The organism is Streptomyces minutiscleroticus (assembly GCF_014650875.1).
GTDB classification, from domain to species: Bacteria; Actinomycetota; Actinomycetes; order Streptomycetales; family Streptomycetaceae; genus Streptomyces; species Streptomyces minutiscleroticus.
Map to the genome: position 1 here is coordinate 60,901 of NZ_BMVU01000014.1, position 16,098 is coordinate 76,998.

10 protein-coding genes are annotated in these 16,098 nt (G+C 73.1%); 3 read left to right on the forward strand and 7 right to left on the reverse strand.

What is annotated here, in order from left to right; translation table 11 throughout:
* Positions 1-32: 32 nt before the first annotated feature.
* Together IE271_RS16465 and IE271_RS16470 are read right to left on the reverse strand one after the other, a co-directional pair.
* Positions 33-1,379, reverse strand: coding sequence for a hypothetical protein (locus tag IE271_RS16465; RefSeq protein WP_190191061.1), 1,347 nt, complete (start codon positions 1,377-1,379; stop codon positions 33-35).
* Between the two features lie 100 nt (positions 1,380-1,479).
* Positions 1,480-4,503, reverse strand: a complete 3,024-nt coding sequence (locus IE271_RS16470) for a glycoside hydrolase family 3 protein (RefSeq protein ID WP_190191062.1) — start codon at positions 4,501-4,503, stop codon at positions 1,480-1,482.
* A 235-nt stretch (positions 4,504-4,738) separates the two neighbouring features.
* On the opposite strand from IE271_RS16470, the gene IE271_RS16475 reads away from it, so the two are divergent.
* Positions 4,739-6,613 carry a ricin-type beta-trefoil lectin domain protein gene (locus IE271_RS16475; RefSeq protein ID WP_190191063.1) on the forward strand — a complete coding sequence of 625 codons (1,875 nt, stop codon included), beginning with the start codon at positions 4,739-4,741 and terminating at the stop codon, positions 6,611-6,613.
* A gap of 122 nt (positions 6,614-6,735) precedes the next feature.
* Here the strand turns inward: IE271_RS16475 and cimA are convergent, their stop codons facing one another.
* The 3 genes from cimA to IE271_RS16490 form a co-directional block, all read right to left on the reverse strand.
* Entirely contained in the window at positions 6,736-8,361 is a 1,626-nt protein-coding gene (gene cimA / locus IE271_RS16480) for a citramalate synthase (protein WP_190191064.1), read from the reverse strand.
* A 378-nt stretch (positions 8,362-8,739) separates the two neighbouring features.
* Entirely contained in the window at positions 8,740-9,831 is a 1,092-nt protein-coding gene (locus tag IE271_RS16485; protein ID WP_190191065.1) for a branched-chain amino acid aminotransferase, read from the reverse strand.
* 255 nt (positions 9,832-10,086) lie between these two features.
* Positions 10,087-11,139, reverse strand: a complete 1,053-nt coding sequence (locus IE271_RS16490) for a 3-isopropylmalate dehydrogenase (protein WP_190191066.1) — start codon at positions 11,137-11,139, stop codon at positions 10,087-10,089.
* A 178-nt stretch (positions 11,140-11,317) separates the two neighbouring features.
* Here IE271_RS16490 and IE271_RS16495 point away from each other — a divergent pair, with 178 nt between their 5' ends.
* Positions 11,318-12,895: a purple acid phosphatase family protein gene (locus tag IE271_RS16495; protein ID WP_190191067.1), complete on the forward strand. Its 1,578-nt coding sequence runs from the start codon at positions 11,318-11,320 to the stop codon at positions 12,893-12,895.
* Positions 12,896-12,952: 57 nt separating this feature from the next.
* On the opposite strand, the gene IE271_RS43325 is transcribed toward IE271_RS16495, so the two are convergent.
* A complete protein-coding gene (locus IE271_RS43325; RefSeq protein WP_015493350.1) occupies positions 12,953-13,084 on the reverse strand; it encodes a hypothetical protein in 132 nt (43 codons plus the stop codon).
* A gap of 481 nt (positions 13,085-13,565) precedes the next feature.
* Here IE271_RS43325 and IE271_RS16500 point away from each other — a divergent pair, with 481 nt between their 5' ends.
* A complete protein-coding gene (locus IE271_RS16500; protein WP_229919377.1) occupies positions 13,566-14,378 on the forward strand; it encodes a phosphatidate cytidylyltransferase in 813 nt (270 codons plus the stop codon).
* Positions 14,379-14,443: 65 nt separating this feature from the next.
* On the opposite strand, the gene pruA is transcribed toward IE271_RS16500, so the two are convergent.
* Complete coding sequence (pruA, locus tag IE271_RS16505; protein ID WP_190191068.1) at positions 14,444-16,075, reverse strand: L-glutamate gamma-semialdehyde dehydrogenase; 1,632 nt, start codon at positions 16,073-16,075, stop codon at positions 14,444-14,446.
* Positions 16,076-16,098 lie beyond the last annotated feature (23 nt).

The window sequence follows — 16,098 nt, forward strand, 5'->3', positions numbered from 1 at the left end:
ACCTCGGTGCCGCCGGAGCGCTCGCGCCGCGGTCAGAAGTCGCCGCCCCCGCCGAAGTCCCCGCCTCCGCCGAAGTCGCCGCCCCCGAAGTCCCCTCCCCCGCCGCCGAAGCCGCCGCCGAAGTCGTTCGGGTCGAAGTTGGCGCCGGAGACGTCGCCGCCGCCGAAGGCGTCGTACCCCTCGGCCCCCGCGGCGTACGCCGGCCCGTACATCGACGAGCCGAGCAGGGTGCCGACCAGGAGCCCGGGCAGCAGGCCGCCGCCGAAGTAGCCGCCGGCCCAGGGCGCGTACGCCGGGCCCGCGTCCCAGTACGGGCGGCGGCCGTGGTCGGTGTCGACCTCGCGGACCGCCGGGTCGTGGCCGTCCTGGATGCGGGCCAGGTCGGCCGCGCAGACCGGCACCTCGCGCGGGACGCCGCCCCGCGGGGTCCAGGCGGCGTCGGCGACCGACGGCCCGTGCCGCGGGTCGAAGAAGCAGGGTGCGCGGCGCTCCGGCAGCGGGCGGCCCTCGCGGCGCGCGGCCAGCACGGCGAGCGCGTACCGCCCCTCCTGGAGCGTCTCGGTGACCCGGCGCACGTCCTCGGGCGCGCGGGCGGCCGCCATGAAGGACTTCGCCCGCTCGTAGGCGTCCAGGGCGTGCTCGTAGTCCGTGCGCATCGCGTCGTCGGCGCCGGGTTCGCCGGGGTGGAAGTCGAGCCGGTCCAGCTCCTCGCCGAAGGCGGTGATGTCCTCGTCGACGACGGTCCTCAGCCGTTCGAGGGCCGCCCGCTCCTCCTCCTCGCGGTGCCGGCGGTTGCGCCGTGCGAGCGCGTACGCGCCCGCGCCGCCCGCCACGACGACCGCGCCGACGGTGACGAGCGCGCCGGTGGAGGGCCCGCCGCCGGAGTCGTCCCAGCCGGACGGCGCCGATCCCCGGATGCTCGCCAGGGCGCGGCCGGTGAAGTCGTCGAGCTGCTGCCGGGCGCCCTCGCCCTGCACGCTGGTGACGAGGTTGCGCACGCCGTCGCGCGACATCACCGCCGAGTCGGCGCGCGCGTCGAACCGGTCGCCGAGGCGGATGCCGTACAGGCCGGTGACGCCGGTCGCGGTGCGCAGGTTCTGAAAGAGGTTCTCCGTGGGGTAGTCCCCGGGGAGCACGGCGACGAAGACGGGCTTGTCCGCGTCCTCGATCCTCTTGGCCAGGGCCTCGGCGTCGGGAGCGGACAGGATGTCCGAGGCCGCCGGATCGACGTACACGGGGCTCTCGCGGAGCGCCTCGGCGATCACGGAGACGTCCGTGGCGGCGTCCGCGCGGGGGGCGCCGGCGGTCAGCGCCAGCAGCGCCGCGAACACGGCCAGCAGCGCGGCGAGCCCCTTGGGCAGTGCGGCAGCACCCTTCATACTTCGACGCTACCCCGATTTACGCATTACGGACATCGAACCTGATGGGCGGTGCGTGCCGCGTGCCGCACCGCCCATCAGGAGCCGTCGGGCGACGGCGTCACGCCGCCCGGTATGCCTGCGTCAGCTTCGCCACCGCCGCCGCGTACCGCCCGGTGAGCAGCAGGTGGTCGGCGTCCGCGAACGGCCCGGCGAACTCCGCCGTGACGGTCGTGCCCGCCTTCTCCTGCACCAGCAGCCGCGCCCGGGTGACGGCCGCCCGGCCGGCCTTCTCGGCGCCCGCCTTCTCGGCGGCGGCGGCCGCGAGGGCCAGCGCCTTGAGGGTGCCGGTGCCGCCGGAGGGCACGGCGGTGCGCGTCGTCAGGCCCCAGCCGTAGGGGAACTGCGGGTCGTACGAGGCGTCGCCGACGTTGATCGGCAGCTGCGCCTCGGACCTCGGCCAGGTGACCGGCAGCTGCCCGGTGAAGGCCCGCCGGCCGTAGAGCACGTCCGCGACGCCGTCGCCCTCGGTGCCCGGCAGCCAGGAGGCGACGAGCGCGTCGATGGCGCCGAGCCGGTCGCCGATCAGCTGGGGGCGGCCGGAGACGACCAGCACCGCGCACTTCATGGCGCCGCACACCTTGTCCACGGCGGCCCGGTCGGCGGCGGTCGGCTCCAGGTCGTTGCCGTTGCCGACGTCGCCCACGCCCTCGGCGTACGGGGTCTCGCCGATCACGACCACGCCCACGTCGTAGCCGTCCGTGGGGGCGGAGGCGTCCTCGGAGTAGGTGATGCCGGCGCCGGGGGCGGCCTTCCTCATGCCCTCCAGGACCGTCGTGCCCTCGGTGATGTCGCCGGAGGAGCCCTGCCAGGTGACGGTCCAGCCGCCGCTCTGGTTGCCGAGGTCGTCGGCGTTGGACCCGGCGACGTACACCTTCTGGTTCTTCCTCAGCGGCAGGACGCCGCCCTCGTTCTTGAGCAGGACCTGCGACGCGGCGGCCGCCTCGCGGGCCACCGCCCGGTGCTTCGCCGAGCCGATCCCCGAGGCGCCGCGGGTGTCCGCGTACGGCTTCTCGAACAGGCCGAGGCGGAACTTCTGGGCGAGGATGCGCGACACGGCGTCGTCGATCCGCTTCTCGCCGATCCGGCCCGCCTCGACCTCGTCGACCAGGATCTGGTGGAAGGACTTGTACTCGTACGGGACCATGATCATGTCGAGGCCCGCGTTGACCGAGGTGCGCACGTCGGAGGCGTAGTCGCCAGGCAGCTGGTCGATGGCGGCCCAGTCGCTGATCACGAAGCCGTCGAAGCCCAGGCGGTTCTTGAGCACCCCGGTGAGCATCTCCGTGTCGGCGTGCATCTTCACCGGGCCCTTGTCGTCGCCGACGATGTCGAGCGAGGAGTACGAGGGCATGACCGTGCCGACGCCGCGGTCCACGGCGTCCCGGTACGGCGCGAGGTGCACCGCCTCCAGCTGCTGCCGGGTGACCGTGGTGACGCCCTGGTCGACGGTGTAGCTGCCGGTGGTCGACGAGCCGTACGCGGTGCCGCCGTCGGCCACGAAGTGCTTGGCCGTGGCCAGCACCTTGTCGCCGCGGTCGAGGTCCCGGCCGTCGGCGGCCCCCTGGAAGCCCTGGATCATCGTCTCCATGGACTCCACCAGAGCCGGGTCCTCGCCGAAGGACTCGTAGGAGCGGCCCCAGCGCTCGTCGCGCGTCACGCACAGGCAGGGGGCGAAGTCCCACGGGACGCCGGTGGCGCGCACCTCGGCGGCGGTCACCGCGCCGGTGTCGTACGCGATCCCCGGGTCGCGGGCGGCCCCGATGCCGATGTTGTGCGGCATGATCGTGGCGCCGACGAGGTTGTTGTGGCCGTGCACGGCGTCCACGCCGTAGATCAGCGGGATCTGGAACCGGGTGGCCCGCGTGCGCAGCTGGAAGCCGTCGATCGTCTTCGCCCAGGCCTCGGCCGTGTTCGGGGTCGGCGTCGAGCCGCCGCCGGAGAGCACGGAGCCGAGGCCGTAGGCGGCGACGTCGCCCGCGGTGCCGAGCGCGGCCCGCTCGGCCTGGGTCATCTGCCCGGCCTTCTCCGCCAGGGACATCCGCGACAGCAGGTCCGCGACCCGCTTCTTCACCGGCAGTCCCTTGTCCAGGTAGGGCAGTCCGTGGGCGTCCACGACGACCTGCGGGGTCTCCGCGGGCGCCTTCGCGCCGGTCACCGTCAGCCTCAGCGGGATCGTCTCGGCCGCCTCGGCCGCCCTGTCCTCCAGGGTGCGCACCTCGACCGTGCGGGAGGTGCCGGAGGCGGTGCCCGCGGGGAAGCTGACGGAGCCCTCGACCTCGGCGTAGTCCTCGGCGGAGGCGGTGCCGCCGGCCGTCTCGTACGCGACGGTCACCGGCTCGTCGAGGGGCGCGGAGCCGGTGGTGGCGACCGAGATCCGCACCTTCGCCGTGCCGCCCTCCCGTACCGGGTGGACGGCGGAGTCGGTGAGCACCTGGGCGCGCAGGGACTGGTCGGCCCGGCCGTACAGCTCGACGCCGTCCATCGCGAAGCCGCTCTTCACGCCGGTGGGCAGCGTGACCGCGTAGCCCCACATCCGCGTCAGCCCGAGGACGTGGTCGATGCCGCCGACCGGCTGGTGGTCCGTACGGTACGTGAAGTCGGCGAAGGGGATCTCCACCTGTTTCCAGCCGGTCCGGTCGTCGGTGAAGGACGTGGTCCACAGCTCGGAGGCGCCGCCGTTCGCGCCGCCGTCCTTGATCTCGAAGTGGACCGCCTCGCCGGTGCCCCGGCCCTCCCACCAGAAGCGGACGCCCTTGTGGGCCGACCAGTCGTGGGCCGGCCCGTCGGAGGCGAACTCGTGGCTGAAGCCGCCGTAGCCGCTGATGTCGTAGCCGCCGGAGAGGACCTTCTCCCCCTCGGGCGCGTCGTCGCGCGCGGCGAGTTCCAGAGTGGGCGGGTCGTCGGTGTCGCCGCCCCAGGTGAAGAGGGCCTCGGCGGGCGGGTTCGCGAACGGAACCTCGCCCTCGAAGCGGTCCACCGGCACCGGGGCCGGGTCGCCGGCGCCGGCCGCCTGTCCCGCGGCGGCCAGCGGCAGCAGCCCGGTGAGCAGGGCGGCGGAGACGAGCAGGGCGGTTCTTCGCATGGGTCCCTCGGCTCCCGTCATTGAGATCGCGGCTTAAATCATGGCGTGAGTTAACTGGCGTGACGGTACGCCGTCAAGACCTGACGCCGGAACCGGTACAGCCGCGGCCCATGGCCGGAACGTGCCCGCCGCCCTTTCATTCCCTGAACGCCGAACCCCTTGACGTGTACACGAAGGCGTCATTTACTCACGGCTCGCACGCCCCGTTCCCCCACCCCCAGAAGGGCGGCACTCGATGCACCCCTCCACCAGAGCCGAGCGGCTGGCCCGGTGTCTCCTCACCGGCGCCCTGGCCGCGGCCGGACTCGCCGGCGTCGCGGCGGCGCCCGCGCACGCCGCGGGCGAACAGGTCACGGCCTATCTGACGACGACCGACGACTCCGGCGGCCGCCACGTCGTGCGCGGCCTGGAGGCCCAGGCCCCGTTCGCCTTCCAGTCCGGCAGCGGCGGCGGCGAGAACATCTCGGTCGACGAGAACACCCGCTACCAGACCTTCACCGGCGGCGGCGCGTCCTTCACGGACACGGCGGCCTGGCTGATGAACAGCAGCGGCGCGCTGTCGCAGGCCACGCGGGACGCCACGATGCGGAAGCTGTTCTCGCCGACGGAGGGCATCGGGCTGTCGTTCCTGCGCAATCCGATGGGCGGCTCCGACCTGGCCCGCTTCGGCTACACCTACGACGACGTGCCGGCCGGGCAGACCGACGCCGGCCTCTCCCGGTTCTCGATCGCCCACGACCAGGAGGCCGTGCTGCCGCTCACCAAGCAGGCCCGGCAGCTCAACCCGGACCTGACCGTGATGGCCTCACCGTGGACGGCCCCGGCCTGGATGAAGGACAGCGGACAGCTCAACGGCGGCTGGCTGAAGGCCGAGTACTACGGCGCGTACGCCTCGTACTTCGTGAAGTACCTCCAGGCCTACCGCGACCAGGGCGTCCCGGTCTCCTACGTCACCGCGCAGAACGAGCCCACCTGCTGCTCGGGCTACCCGTCGATGAGCTGGAACGCCTCCGGCCTCGCCTACTTCACCAAGAGCGAGCTGCTGCCCAAGCTCCAGGCGGCGGGCCTGTCCACCAAGGTGCTCGCGCACGACTGGAACTGGGACACCTACGACGCCTACGCAGCCCGGACGGTCGACGACGCGGCGGTGCGCTCGCACCCGAACTTCGGCGGCATCGCCTGGCACGGCTACGGCGGCGACGTGGCCGAGCAGACGTCCGTGCACGACCGGTACCCGCAGCTGGACGCCTTCGGCACCGAGCACTCCGGCGGCACCTGGATCGCCAACCAGCAGCGCGAGGACATGAGCAACATCATCGACTACACCCGCAACTGGGCGAAGTCGGTGACGAAGTGGTCCCTGGCCGTGGACCAGAACCGGGGCCCGCACAACGGCGGCTGCGGCACCTGCGACGGCCTGATCACCGTGCACAACGGCGACTCCCGGCACGGCCAGGTGGACTACACGATCGAGTACTACACGATGGGCCACCTGACGAAGTTCGTGAAGCCGGGCGCGCAGCGCATCGCCTCGACCGCGAGCTCGTCGGTGCCGAACGTGGCGTGGCGCAACCCGGACGGCTCCAAGGCCCTGATCGCCTACAACGACGCCTCGTCCGCGAGGACCGTGACCATCGCCTGGGGCTCGCAGCACGCGACGTACTCGCTGCCCGGGAAGACCTCGGCGACCTTCACCTGGTCCGGCACGCAGTCCGGCGGCGGCGACCGCTCGGGCGCCTTCGTGGGCCTGGCGGGCAAGTGCCTGGACGTGGCCGGCGGCTCGACCGCGAACGGCACCGCCGTGCAGCTCCACGACTGCAACGGCTCGGCCGCGCAGCGCTGGACCGTGAAGGCCGACGGTTCGGTCCAGGCGCTCGGCAAGTGCCTGGACGTCACCTCCGCCTCGACGGCGGACGGCGCGAAGGTGCAGCTCTACGACTGCAACGGGACGACCGCCCAGCGCTGGTCGTACAACGCCTCCACCGGCGACGTCGTCAACACGGCGGCCGACAGGTGCCTCGACGTGACGGACAACTCGTCGGCGAACGGGGCGCGGGCGCAGATCTGGTCGTGCACGGGGGCGCCGAACCAGAAGTGGCGCCTGCAGTAGGCGCGCGTTCCGGTCCCGCCGCGCCTCCCGTCCCGGCTCCTGGGGGCAGCGCCCCCGCACACGGGACGGGAAGGAGCGGCGGGGCGAGGAGGCGTCGGCCGGCCCCGGCAGGGCGGGGCCGGCTACTCGGCCGGCTCGACCCCGGCCCGCAGCAGGCCGTACGTGTACGCGTCCTCCAGGGCGCCCCACGACGCGGCGATGACGTTCTCCGCGACGCCCACGGTCGACCACTCGCCCGCGCCGTCCGAGGTGGAGATGAGCACACGGGTCGTGGAGGACGTGCCGTGCTTGCCCTCCAGGATGCGGACCTTGTAGTCGACCAGCTCCAGCTGCGCGAGCTGCGGGTAGATCTTCTCCAGGGCCACGCGCAGGGCCCGGTCCAGGGCGTTGACCGGGCCGTTGCCCTCCGCCGTGGCGACGATGCGCTCGCCCTTGGCCCACAGCTTCACCGTGGCCTCGTTGGCGTGGGTGCCGTCGGGGCGGTCCTCGACGATGGCGCGCCAGGACTCGACCCGGAAGTACGAGCGGGCCCGGCCCTCGGCCTCCGCGCGCAGCAGCAGCTCGAAACTGGCGTCGGCCGCCTCGTACGTGTAGCCCTTGAGCTCGCGCTCCTTGACGCGCTCCACGACCCGGCCGACCAGCTCGCGGTCACCGCCGAGGTCGATGCCCAGCTCCTTGCCCTTGAGCTCGATCGAGGCGCGGCCCGCCATGTCGGAGACGAGCATCCGCATGGTGTTGCCGACCAGCTCGGGGTCGATGTGCTGGTACAGGTCCGGGTCGACCTTGATGGCCGAGGCGTGCAGGCCCGCCTTGTGCGCGAAGGCGGAGACCCCGACGTAGGGCTGGTGCGTGGACGGGGTGAGGTTGACGACCTCGGCGATCGCGTGCGAGATGCGGGTCATCTCGGACAGCGCGCCCTCGGGCAGCACCTTCTTGCCGTACTTCAGCTCCAGGGCGGCGACGACCGGGAAGAGGTTGGAGTTGCCGACGCGCTCGCCGTAGCCGTTGGCGGTGCACTGCACGTGGGTCGCGCCCGCGTCGACGGCGGCGAGGGTGTTGGCGACGGCGCAGCCGGTGTCGTCCTGCGCGTGGATGCCGAGCCGGGCGCCGGTGTCGGCGAGGACGGTGGCGACGACGGCCTGCACCTGGGCGGGGAGCATGCCGCCGTTGGTGTCGCAGAGCACCACGACGTCGGCGCCGGCCTCCGCGGCGGTGCGCACGACCGCCTTGGCGTACTCGGGGTTCGCGCGGTAGCCGTCGAAGAAGTGCTCGCAGTCGACGAAGACGCGGCGGCCCTGGGCGCGCAGGTGGGAGACGGTGTCGCGGACCATCTCCAGGTTCTCTTCCAGGGTGGTGCGCAGGGCCAGTTCGACGTGCCGGTCGTGAGACTTGGCGACGAGCGTGATCACCTGGGCACCGGAGTCGAGCAGTGCCTTGACCTGCGGGTCCTCGGACGCCTTCCCGCCTGCACGGCGGGTGGCGCCGAACGCGACGAGCTGCGCGTTCTTGAAGTCGATCTCCTGCTGGGCGCGGGCGAAGAACTCGGTGTCGCGGGGGTTGGCCCCGGGCCAGCCGCCCTCGATGAAGCCCACGCCGAAGTCGTCCAGGTGCCGGGCGATGGTCAGCTTGTCCGCGACGGTGAGGTTGATGCCCTCACGCTGCGCGCCGTCGCGCAGCGTGGTGTCGAAGACGTGGAAGTCGTCGTCGACGCGCGAGGGGGCGAAATGCTCGTCGGTTGCGTCCGTCATCTCTCTGGCTCCTGGAACTCGGAATCGGTCTACCGGAATGACCGGCTCCACCGCCCTCATGGTCCCGCGCGCTCCGGTCCCGGCCGCGGGTGGGGCCAGGAAACAGAAAAACCCCTCGCGGGTGCGAGAGGTCTGCGCGCGGGTCGAGGACGACGGTGTCCGCCCGTACGTGGTCGTACAGGAGGTCACTGCGGACCGGCGCGCCTGCTGCCCATAATCATGGCGAGCGAGAGCACGGGGGCAGTCTGGCACAGTCCGCCCCCGCGTTCACCGTTCGTCTCAGCATGCGAGCCGCATCGTCCGGTCCGCGGCGGTCCCCGGGGCCGGACGCGCCGCGGACGGGCGGGTCCGCGGCGGCCCCGGCGGCCGGTGCGGGGCTCAGGCCAGGCGGTGCATCCAGCCGTGCTCGTCGCCCGCCGTGCCGCGCTGGATGTCGAGGAGCTTCTCGCGCAGGCGCAGGGTGACCTCGCCGGGCTCGCCGCCCGCCTGCCGCCACTCGGCGCCGCTGGTGCGCTTGACCGTGCCGACCGGGGTGATGACGGCCGCGGTGCCGCAGGCGAAGACCTCCGTCAGCGCCCCGCTCTCGGCGTCGCGCTGCCACTGGTCGATCGAGACGCGCTCCTCCTCGGCGGTGTAACCGAGGTCACGGGCGACCGTGAGCAGCGAGTCGCGCGTGACGCCCTCCAGGATGGAGCCGGACAGCGCCGGGGTGACGATGCGGTCGCCGTAGACGAAGTACAGGTTCATGCCGCCGAGTTCCTCGACCCACGCGTGCTCGACGGCGTCGAGGTAGCAGACCTGGTCGCAGCCCTGGGCGGCGGCCTCGGCCTGGGCGAGCAGGGAGGCCGCGTAGTTGCCGCCCGTCTTGGCGTCGCCCATGCCGCCGGGGACGGCGCGCACCCGGTCCTCGGAGACGAAGATGGAGACGGGCTTGACGCCGCCCGGGAAGTAGGCGCCCGCCGGGGAGGCGATCACGATGAACAGGTACTCGTCGGCGGGCCTGACACCCAGGCCGACCTCGCTCGCGATCATGAACGGGCGCAGGTAGAGGGACTCCTCGCCGCCGTGCGCGGGCACCCAGGCCCGGTCCTGCCGCACGAGGGCGTCGCAGGCCTCGACGAAGGTCTCGACCGGCAGCTCGGGCATCGCCAGGCGGCGGGCGGAGCGCTGGAAGCGCTCGGCGTTCTTCTCGGGCCGGAAGGTGGCGACGGACCCGTCGGGCTGCCGGTATGCCTTGAGCCCCTCGAAGATCTCCTGCGCGTAGTGCAGGGTCATGTTCGCCGGGTCCAGCGAGAGCGGCCCGTAGGGAACGAGCTGGCCGTCGTGCCAGCCCCGGCCCGCGGTCCACTTGATCGTCACCATGTGGTCGGTGAAGTGGCGGCCGAATCCGGGGTTGGCCAGGATCGCCTCCCGCTCCGCGTCGGAGAGCGGGTTCGCGGTGGGCTTGAGCTCGATCGTGGGCGTCGTCATGAGTGGTGTCCTTCACCGGTTGTGTGTGGCGGGCCGCGCTCACGCCTGTACAGCCAGTGGCCAGTGTTAGGACGTCCGAGCAATCCGTCATCGTACGGCTCCGCGTTCGATTATCGCGCGCGGACGACCGTGGACGAAACGGCGTGAATGCGGCCCAGGGTTGATGGTGGCACCCGGCGACGCAGAGGAAAAGCCGCCGGGTGCGATGCGACCCGGCGGCTTGGGGTGACGAGGGGTTCCTCGGGTACCGGCGGGTCAGCCGGATACTCGGGCGGCGAGCGCGTCGCCGATCTCGTCGGTGGTGCGGGCTGGCTGCCCGGCGCGCGCGGCGAGGTCGGCGGAGACGGCGTCCTCGATGCGGGCGGCCTCGGCCTCGTGGCCGAGGTGGCGCAGCATCAGCGCGACGGACAGGACCGTGGCGGTGGGGTCGGCCTTGCCCTGGCCGGCGATGTCGGGGGCCGAGCCGTGGACGGGCTCGAACATCGACGGGTACTCGCGGCCGGGGTTGATGTTGCCGGAGGCGGCCACGCCGATGCCGCCGGAGACGGCCGCGGCGAGGTCGGTGATGATGTCGCCGAAGAGGTTGTCGGTGACGATCACGTCGAAGCGCTCGGGCTGCGTGACGAGGTAGATCGTCGCCGCGTCCACGTGCATGTACTCGGTGGTGACCTCGGGGTACTCCTCGGCCACCTTGTTGAAGACGTTGGTCCACAGGTGGCCCGCGAAGGTCAGCACGTTGTTCTTGTGGATCAGTGCCAGCTTCTTGCGCGGGCGGGCCTGGGCGCGGGCGAAGGCGTCGCGGACGACGCGCTCGACGCCGAAGGCCGTGTTGACCGAGACCTCGGTGGCGACCTCGTGCGCGGTGCCCTTGCGGATGGTGCCGCCGTTGCCCGTGTAGGGGCCCTCGGTGCCCTCGCGCACGACCACGAAGTCGATCTCGGGCTGGCCGGCGAGCGGGGTGGCGATGCCGGGCAGGAGCTTCGACGGGCGCAGGTTGACGTGGTGGTCGAAGGCGAAGCGGAGCTTGAGCAGGAAGCCGCGCTCCAGGACACCGGACGGGACCGAGGGGTCGCCGATCGCGCCGAGCAGGATGGCGTCGTGCCGCTTCAGGTTCTCCAGGTCGGCGTCGGTGAGGGTCTCACCGGTGGCGTGGTAGCGCCGGGCGCCGAAGTCGTACTCCTTGGTCTCCAGCTTCACATCCTGCGGGAGGACGGCGGAGAGGACCTTCAGACCCTGGGCCACGACCTCCTGGCCGATGCCGTCGCCGGGGATCACTGCGAGATCGATGGTGCGAGAGCTTGCCGACATGGGCAGCACCGTACTCCTGGTCCCACGGGATGACACGGGGTGTCCGCCATACGGACGCCAGGCGACACGGCCGGACGGGACGGGGCGGCGGGGCGGGGCGGCCGGGGCGACAGCGCGTAAGACGCCGTTCACCCGTATGCCCGGCGGGCGTTGGGGACCGCCGGGAAGTCTCTCGGGCATGGACACCCCTGACGTCGGCATCCCGGAGCGGCTCGCCCGCACGATGAGCATGGCCGAACAGCACGACTACCTGCGGTCGCGGCTCTCGCGGCGCCGGGTCCTGGCGACCGCGGGCGCCCTCGCCGCCGCGGGCGCGGCGGCCGGCTGCTCCGGTCCGTCCGGCCCGGCGGACGCGAAGGCGCCGCGCTCGTCCGCGGCCCTCCCCGGCGCCGCCACCGGGCGCGTGCACGGTTCCGTCGTGGCGCCCTTCGGCCGCCACCTCGCCTTCGGCGCCGACCCGCGCACCCGGATGCGGATCTCCTGGCAGGTCCCGCTCGCGGTCCGCGGGCCGTACGTGCGGGTGGGCACGGAGCCCGGGGAGCTGGACCGCAGGATCGAGGCCGAGGTCCGCGCCCTGCGCACCCCGTCCCTCTCGAAGCTGCTCCCGGCCGTCGACCAGTACTACCTGCACGCCGCCCTCGACGGCCTGGAGCCCGGGACGACGTACTACTACGGCGTGGGCCACGAGGGCTTCGACCCGGCGTCGCCGGAGCGGATCTCCACCCTCGGCACCTTCCGCACCGCGCCCGCGCGCCCGGAGAGGTTCGTCTTCACGGCCTTCGGCGACCAGGGCGTCAACCGCGCGGCCGTCGCCAACGACCGGCTGATCCTGGACCGCGGCCCCGCCTTCCACCTGCACGCGGGCGACATCTGCTACGCGGACACCACGGGCCACGGACAGCGGACGGACGTCTACGACGCCCGGGTGTGGGACCGGTTCCTCGCGCAGACCGAGCCGGTCGCGCGCACCGTGCCGTGGATGGTGACGACCGGCAACCACGACATGGAGGCCTGGTACTCGCCGGACGGCTACGGCGGCCAGGCGGCCCGCTGGTCGCTGCCGGACAACGGCCACGACCCGCACGGCTCCCCGGGCGTGTACTCGTTCGTCTACGGCAACGTCGGCGTCGTCGCGCTGGACGCCAACGACGTCTCGTACGAGATCCCCGCCAACCTCGGCGTCTCGGACGGGCGGCAGACCGAGTGGCTGGACCGGCGCCTGGGCGAGCTGCGCGGGCGGGTGGACTTCGTCGTGGTGTTCTTCCACCACTGCGCGTACTCCACGGCCCGGCACGCCTCGGACGGCGGGGTGCGCGACGCCTGGGTGCCGCTCTTCGACAAGCACCGGGTGGATCTGGTGATCAACGGTCACAACCACGTGTACGAGCGGACCGACGCGATCCGGGACGGCGAGGTGGGCCGGCGGGTGCCGGTGGGCGGCTCCACCGACCCGACGCGCGACGGCGTCGTCTACGTCACGGCGGGCGGCGCCGGCAAGGACCTGTACGACTTCCCGGACGGCGTGAAGGACAGCTACGAGGGGCACGCCGCCGACCGCGAGTCGGTGGGCACCTTCCACTGGGCGGAGGGGAAGGACAGGGTCCCCGAGACCGTGGAGTGGTCGCGGGTGCGCTACACCGGCCACTCCTTCCTCTCCGTCGAGGCGGAACCCGGTCCGGCGCCGCGGCTGAGGGTGTCGGCGCTGGCGCAGGACGGCGAGCGCGTCGACCACTTCGAGATCGGACGCGGCGCCTGAGCGGCGCCGCGGACACGGGCGGGGCGGGCGGGACGGACGGTGCGGGCGGGGCCCGGCTCAGTGACCCGTCTCGCCGCCGTTGTCCCTGCGGTCGAGGGCGCGCTGGAGGGCGGCGGCGGCGTTCTTGCGGTCGGACTCGCTCGTGCGGGAGACGTGGCGGACTCGGCGGCGGACGGTCGTCTCGGCCATGGGGGATCGACTCCTTCGAGGAACGCGGGAGTGCAGCGGCGGACTACGAGCCCTCCCCGCCGCCACGCACCGGGCGCGGGGGGCGGCTCCCCGAAGGGGCGGGGGCCGGTGCCGCAGGGGTCGCCTGCCTCGGGCTCCGGCGCGCTGCCGCCCATCGCTGGGTCGAGCGATTCGTTCGGCTCCTACAAAGCTAGGCGACGAAGGAGTGCCTGTCTCCACAATTAGTCGGGCTTCCTACTATCTGAGACGGTGGCTTCGGTCACACCGCTCTGACCTGCAACTGCGGCACTCCGCTCGCCTGTTCGACGGGTCGCCGCGCGGGCGTGTCCCGGTACCGGCCGCGGTCCTCGCGCGCATGCCGGCCGCCTCTGCGCCCGCGCCCCGCGCGGGTGTCCCCGCGGCGCCTGTGGCCCCGTACTCAGCGCGGGGTTGAGTACACGTGCGGTGCCGCCGGGGCGGATCCGGCGGCAGAGTCGACGGTATGGAAGGACTTCACGCTCTCGGTCTCCGGTACGCGAGCGGGGCGTCCCGCGTGCGGGGCGTGCTCGCCCGGCGCGGGGTTTCGCCGGTGGCGGCGGGCGTGCTGTGCGCCGCGGGCGCGGCCACCGCCCTCGCCCTGCTGCCGGCTCCCCTCGCCGCCCTGCCCGTGCTCGTCCTGCTGGCGGTGCGGCTGCTGTGTGCCGGACCCGGCGGCCCGGCCCCGCCCGGCGGGGCGGGGCCGCGCGGCGGGGCGGGGCCGCGCGGCGGGGCGTACGGCCTGCCGGCCGGGGGCGCCGCCGACCTGCTGCTGCTCGCGGGCTTCGTGACCCGCGCCCCGCTGTGGCTGGTGACGCTCGCCGCGCTGTGCGCGACGGTCGCGTCGTGGGCCGCGCTGGCGGGCGCGGCGACCGGGGCGGTCCGCACCGCGCGACGCCCCTCCGGAACGGCGGCGCTGTCCGCGGCGGCCGTGCTGGCGGCGGCCACGGGCCTGGCCGGTCCCGCGCTGTGGGCGGTGGCCGCGGGGGCGCTCGCTCTCGCGGCGGTCCGCGTGGCACGGCTCGGGCGGGAGCCCGGGACCGCCCGCGCGGAGCGGCCGGGCGCCGCGGGGGTGCGGCACGCGCGCGAGCGCGAGGACCGGGCGGTGCGGCGCGACCGCGCCCGCGGGCCGGTGCCGCGCCCGCATCCGGAGCACCCCGCGGCGCCCCCGGACGACGAGCGCATAGAGCACGCCCGGGTGCCGGACGGCGCCGGCCACCGGACCCGGACGGGCGCGACGCCCGGGTTCCCGCACGGAAACCGCCCCCGGCCCCGGTGACCGAACCGGGGACGGGGGCGGAGCACTGGCCCGGACCGGCCTGAACACGGTCCGGGCGCGGGCGGTCAGCCCATGTGCGGGTAGGTGTAGTCGGTCGGCGGGACCAGCGTCTCCTTGATGGCGCGGGTGAGCGTCCAGCGCATCAGGTTCTGCGGGGCACCCGCCTTGTCGTTGGTGCCGGAGGCGCGGCCGCCGCCGAAGGGCTGCTGGCCGACGACGGCGCCGGTCGACTTGTCGTTGATGTAGAAGTTGCCGGCCGCGTAGCGCAGCTTGTCCATCGTGTACGCCGCCGCCGCGCGGTCGTTCGCGATGACCGAGCCGGTGAGCGCGTAGTCGGACACCGACTCCATCTGGGTCAGCATCTCGTCGTACTTCTCGTCCTCGTAGACGTGCACGGCGAGGATCGGGCCGAAGTACTCGGTGGTGAAGACCTCGTTCTCCGGGTCGGTGCACTCGATCACGGTCGGGCGCACGAACCAGCCCACCGAGTCGTCGTACGTGCCGCCCGCGACGATCGTGCAGGCCGGGTCGGACTTCGCCCGGTCGATGGCGGCCTTGTTCTTGGCGAAGGCGCGCTCGTCGATGACCGCGCCGATGAAGTTCGACAGGTCGGTGACGTCGCCCATGGCGATCCCGTCGACCTCGGCCGCGAACTCCTCCTTGAAGCCGGAGTTCCAGATCGAGGCCGGGATGTACGCGCGGGAGGTCGCCGAGCACTTCTGGCCCTGGTACTCGAAGGCACCGCGGGTCAGGGCGGTCTTGAGGACGGCGCGGTCGGCGCTCGGGTGCGCGACGACGAAGTCCTTGCCGCCGGTCTCGCCGACCAGGCGCGGGTAGGTGCGGTACTTCTCGATGTTGTTGCCGACCGTCTTCCACAGGTGCTGGAAGGTCCTGGTCGAGCCGGTGAAGTGGATGCCGGCCAGGTCGCGGTGGTTCAGGGCGACCTCGGAGACCGCGATGCCGTCGCCGGTGACGAGGTTGATGACGCCCTTGGGCAGGCCCGCCTCCTCCAGGAGGCGCATCATCAGCACGGCGGCGTGGGTCTGCGTCGGGGACGGCTTCCACACCACGACGTTGCCCATGAGGGCGGGCGCGGTCGGCAGGTTGGCCGCGATGGCCGTGAAGTTGAACGGCGTGATCGCGTAGACGAAGCCCTCCAGCGGGCGGTGGTCCAGTCGGTTCCACACGCCCGGCGCGTTGGCCGGGGGCTGCTCGGCGAGCAGGTCGCGGGCGTACTTCACGTTGAAGCGCCAGAAGTCGACGAGCTCGCAGGGGCTGTCGATCTCGGCCTGCTGGGCGGTCTTGGACTGCCCCAGCATGGTGGAGGCGGCGATCGTCTCGCGCCAGGGGCCCGAGAGCAGCTCGGCGGCGCGCAGGATGATCGCGGCGCGGTCGTCGAAGGACATCGCGCGCCAGGCCGGGGCGGCGGCCAGCGCCGCGTCGATCGCGTCCTGGGCGTCCTGCTGCGTGGCGTGCGCGCCGGTGCCGAGGACGGCCTTGTGGTTGTGCGGCTGCACGACGTCGAACCGCTCGCCGCCGCCGAGCCGCTTCTCGCCGCCGATGGTCATCACCAGCTCGATCGGGTTCTCGGCCAGTTCCTTGAGCTTGGCCTCCAGGCGGGCGCGCTCGGGCGAGCCGGGGGCGTAGCCGTGCACCGGCTCGTTGACGGGGGTGGGGACCTGGGTCACAGCGTCCATGGGTTCCGTAACTCCTTAACTGA

What these genes read in the sequence shown, in the direction of transcription:
- IE271_RS16495 (WP_190191067.1), top strand. Translation starts at nt 11,318, where the DNA reads ATGGACACCCCTGACGTCGGCATCCCGGAGCGGCTCGCCCGCACGATG.
- IE271_RS16470 (WP_190191062.1), bottom strand. Translation starts at nt 4,503, where the DNA reads ATGCGAAGAACCGCCCTGCTCGTCTCCGCCGCCCTGCTCACCGGGCTG.
- IE271_RS16475 (WP_190191063.1), top strand. Translation starts at nt 4,739, where the DNA reads ATGCACCCCTCCACCAGAGCCGAGCGGCTGGCCCGGTGTCTCCTCACC.
- IE271_RS16490 (WP_190191066.1), bottom strand. Translation starts at nt 11,139, where the DNA reads ATGTCGGCAAGCTCTCGCACCATCGATCTCGCAGTGATCCCCGGCGAC.
- IE271_RS16485 (WP_190191065.1), bottom strand. Translation starts at nt 9,831, where the DNA reads ATGACGACGCCCACGATCGAGCTCAAGCCCACCGCGAACCCGCTCTCC.
- IE271_RS43325 (WP_015493350.1), bottom strand. Translation starts at nt 13,084, where the DNA reads ATGGCCGAGACGACCGTCCGCCGCCGAGTCCGCCACGTCTCCCGCACG.
- IE271_RS16465 (WP_190191061.1), bottom strand. Translation starts at nt 1,379, where the DNA reads ATGAAGGGTGCTGCCGCACTGCCCAAGGGGCTCGCCGCGCTGCTGGCC.
- IE271_RS16500 (WP_229919377.1), top strand. Translation starts at nt 13,566, where the DNA reads ATGGAAGGACTTCACGCTCTCGGTCTCCGGTACGCGAGCGGGGCGTCC.
- cimA (WP_190191064.1), bottom strand. Translation starts at nt 8,361, where the DNA reads ATGACGGACGCAACCGACGAGCATTTCGCCCCCTCGCGCGTCGACGAC.
- pruA (WP_190191068.1), bottom strand. Translation starts at nt 16,075, where the DNA reads ATGGACGCTGTGACCCAGGTCCCCACCCCCGTCAACGAGCCGGTGCAC.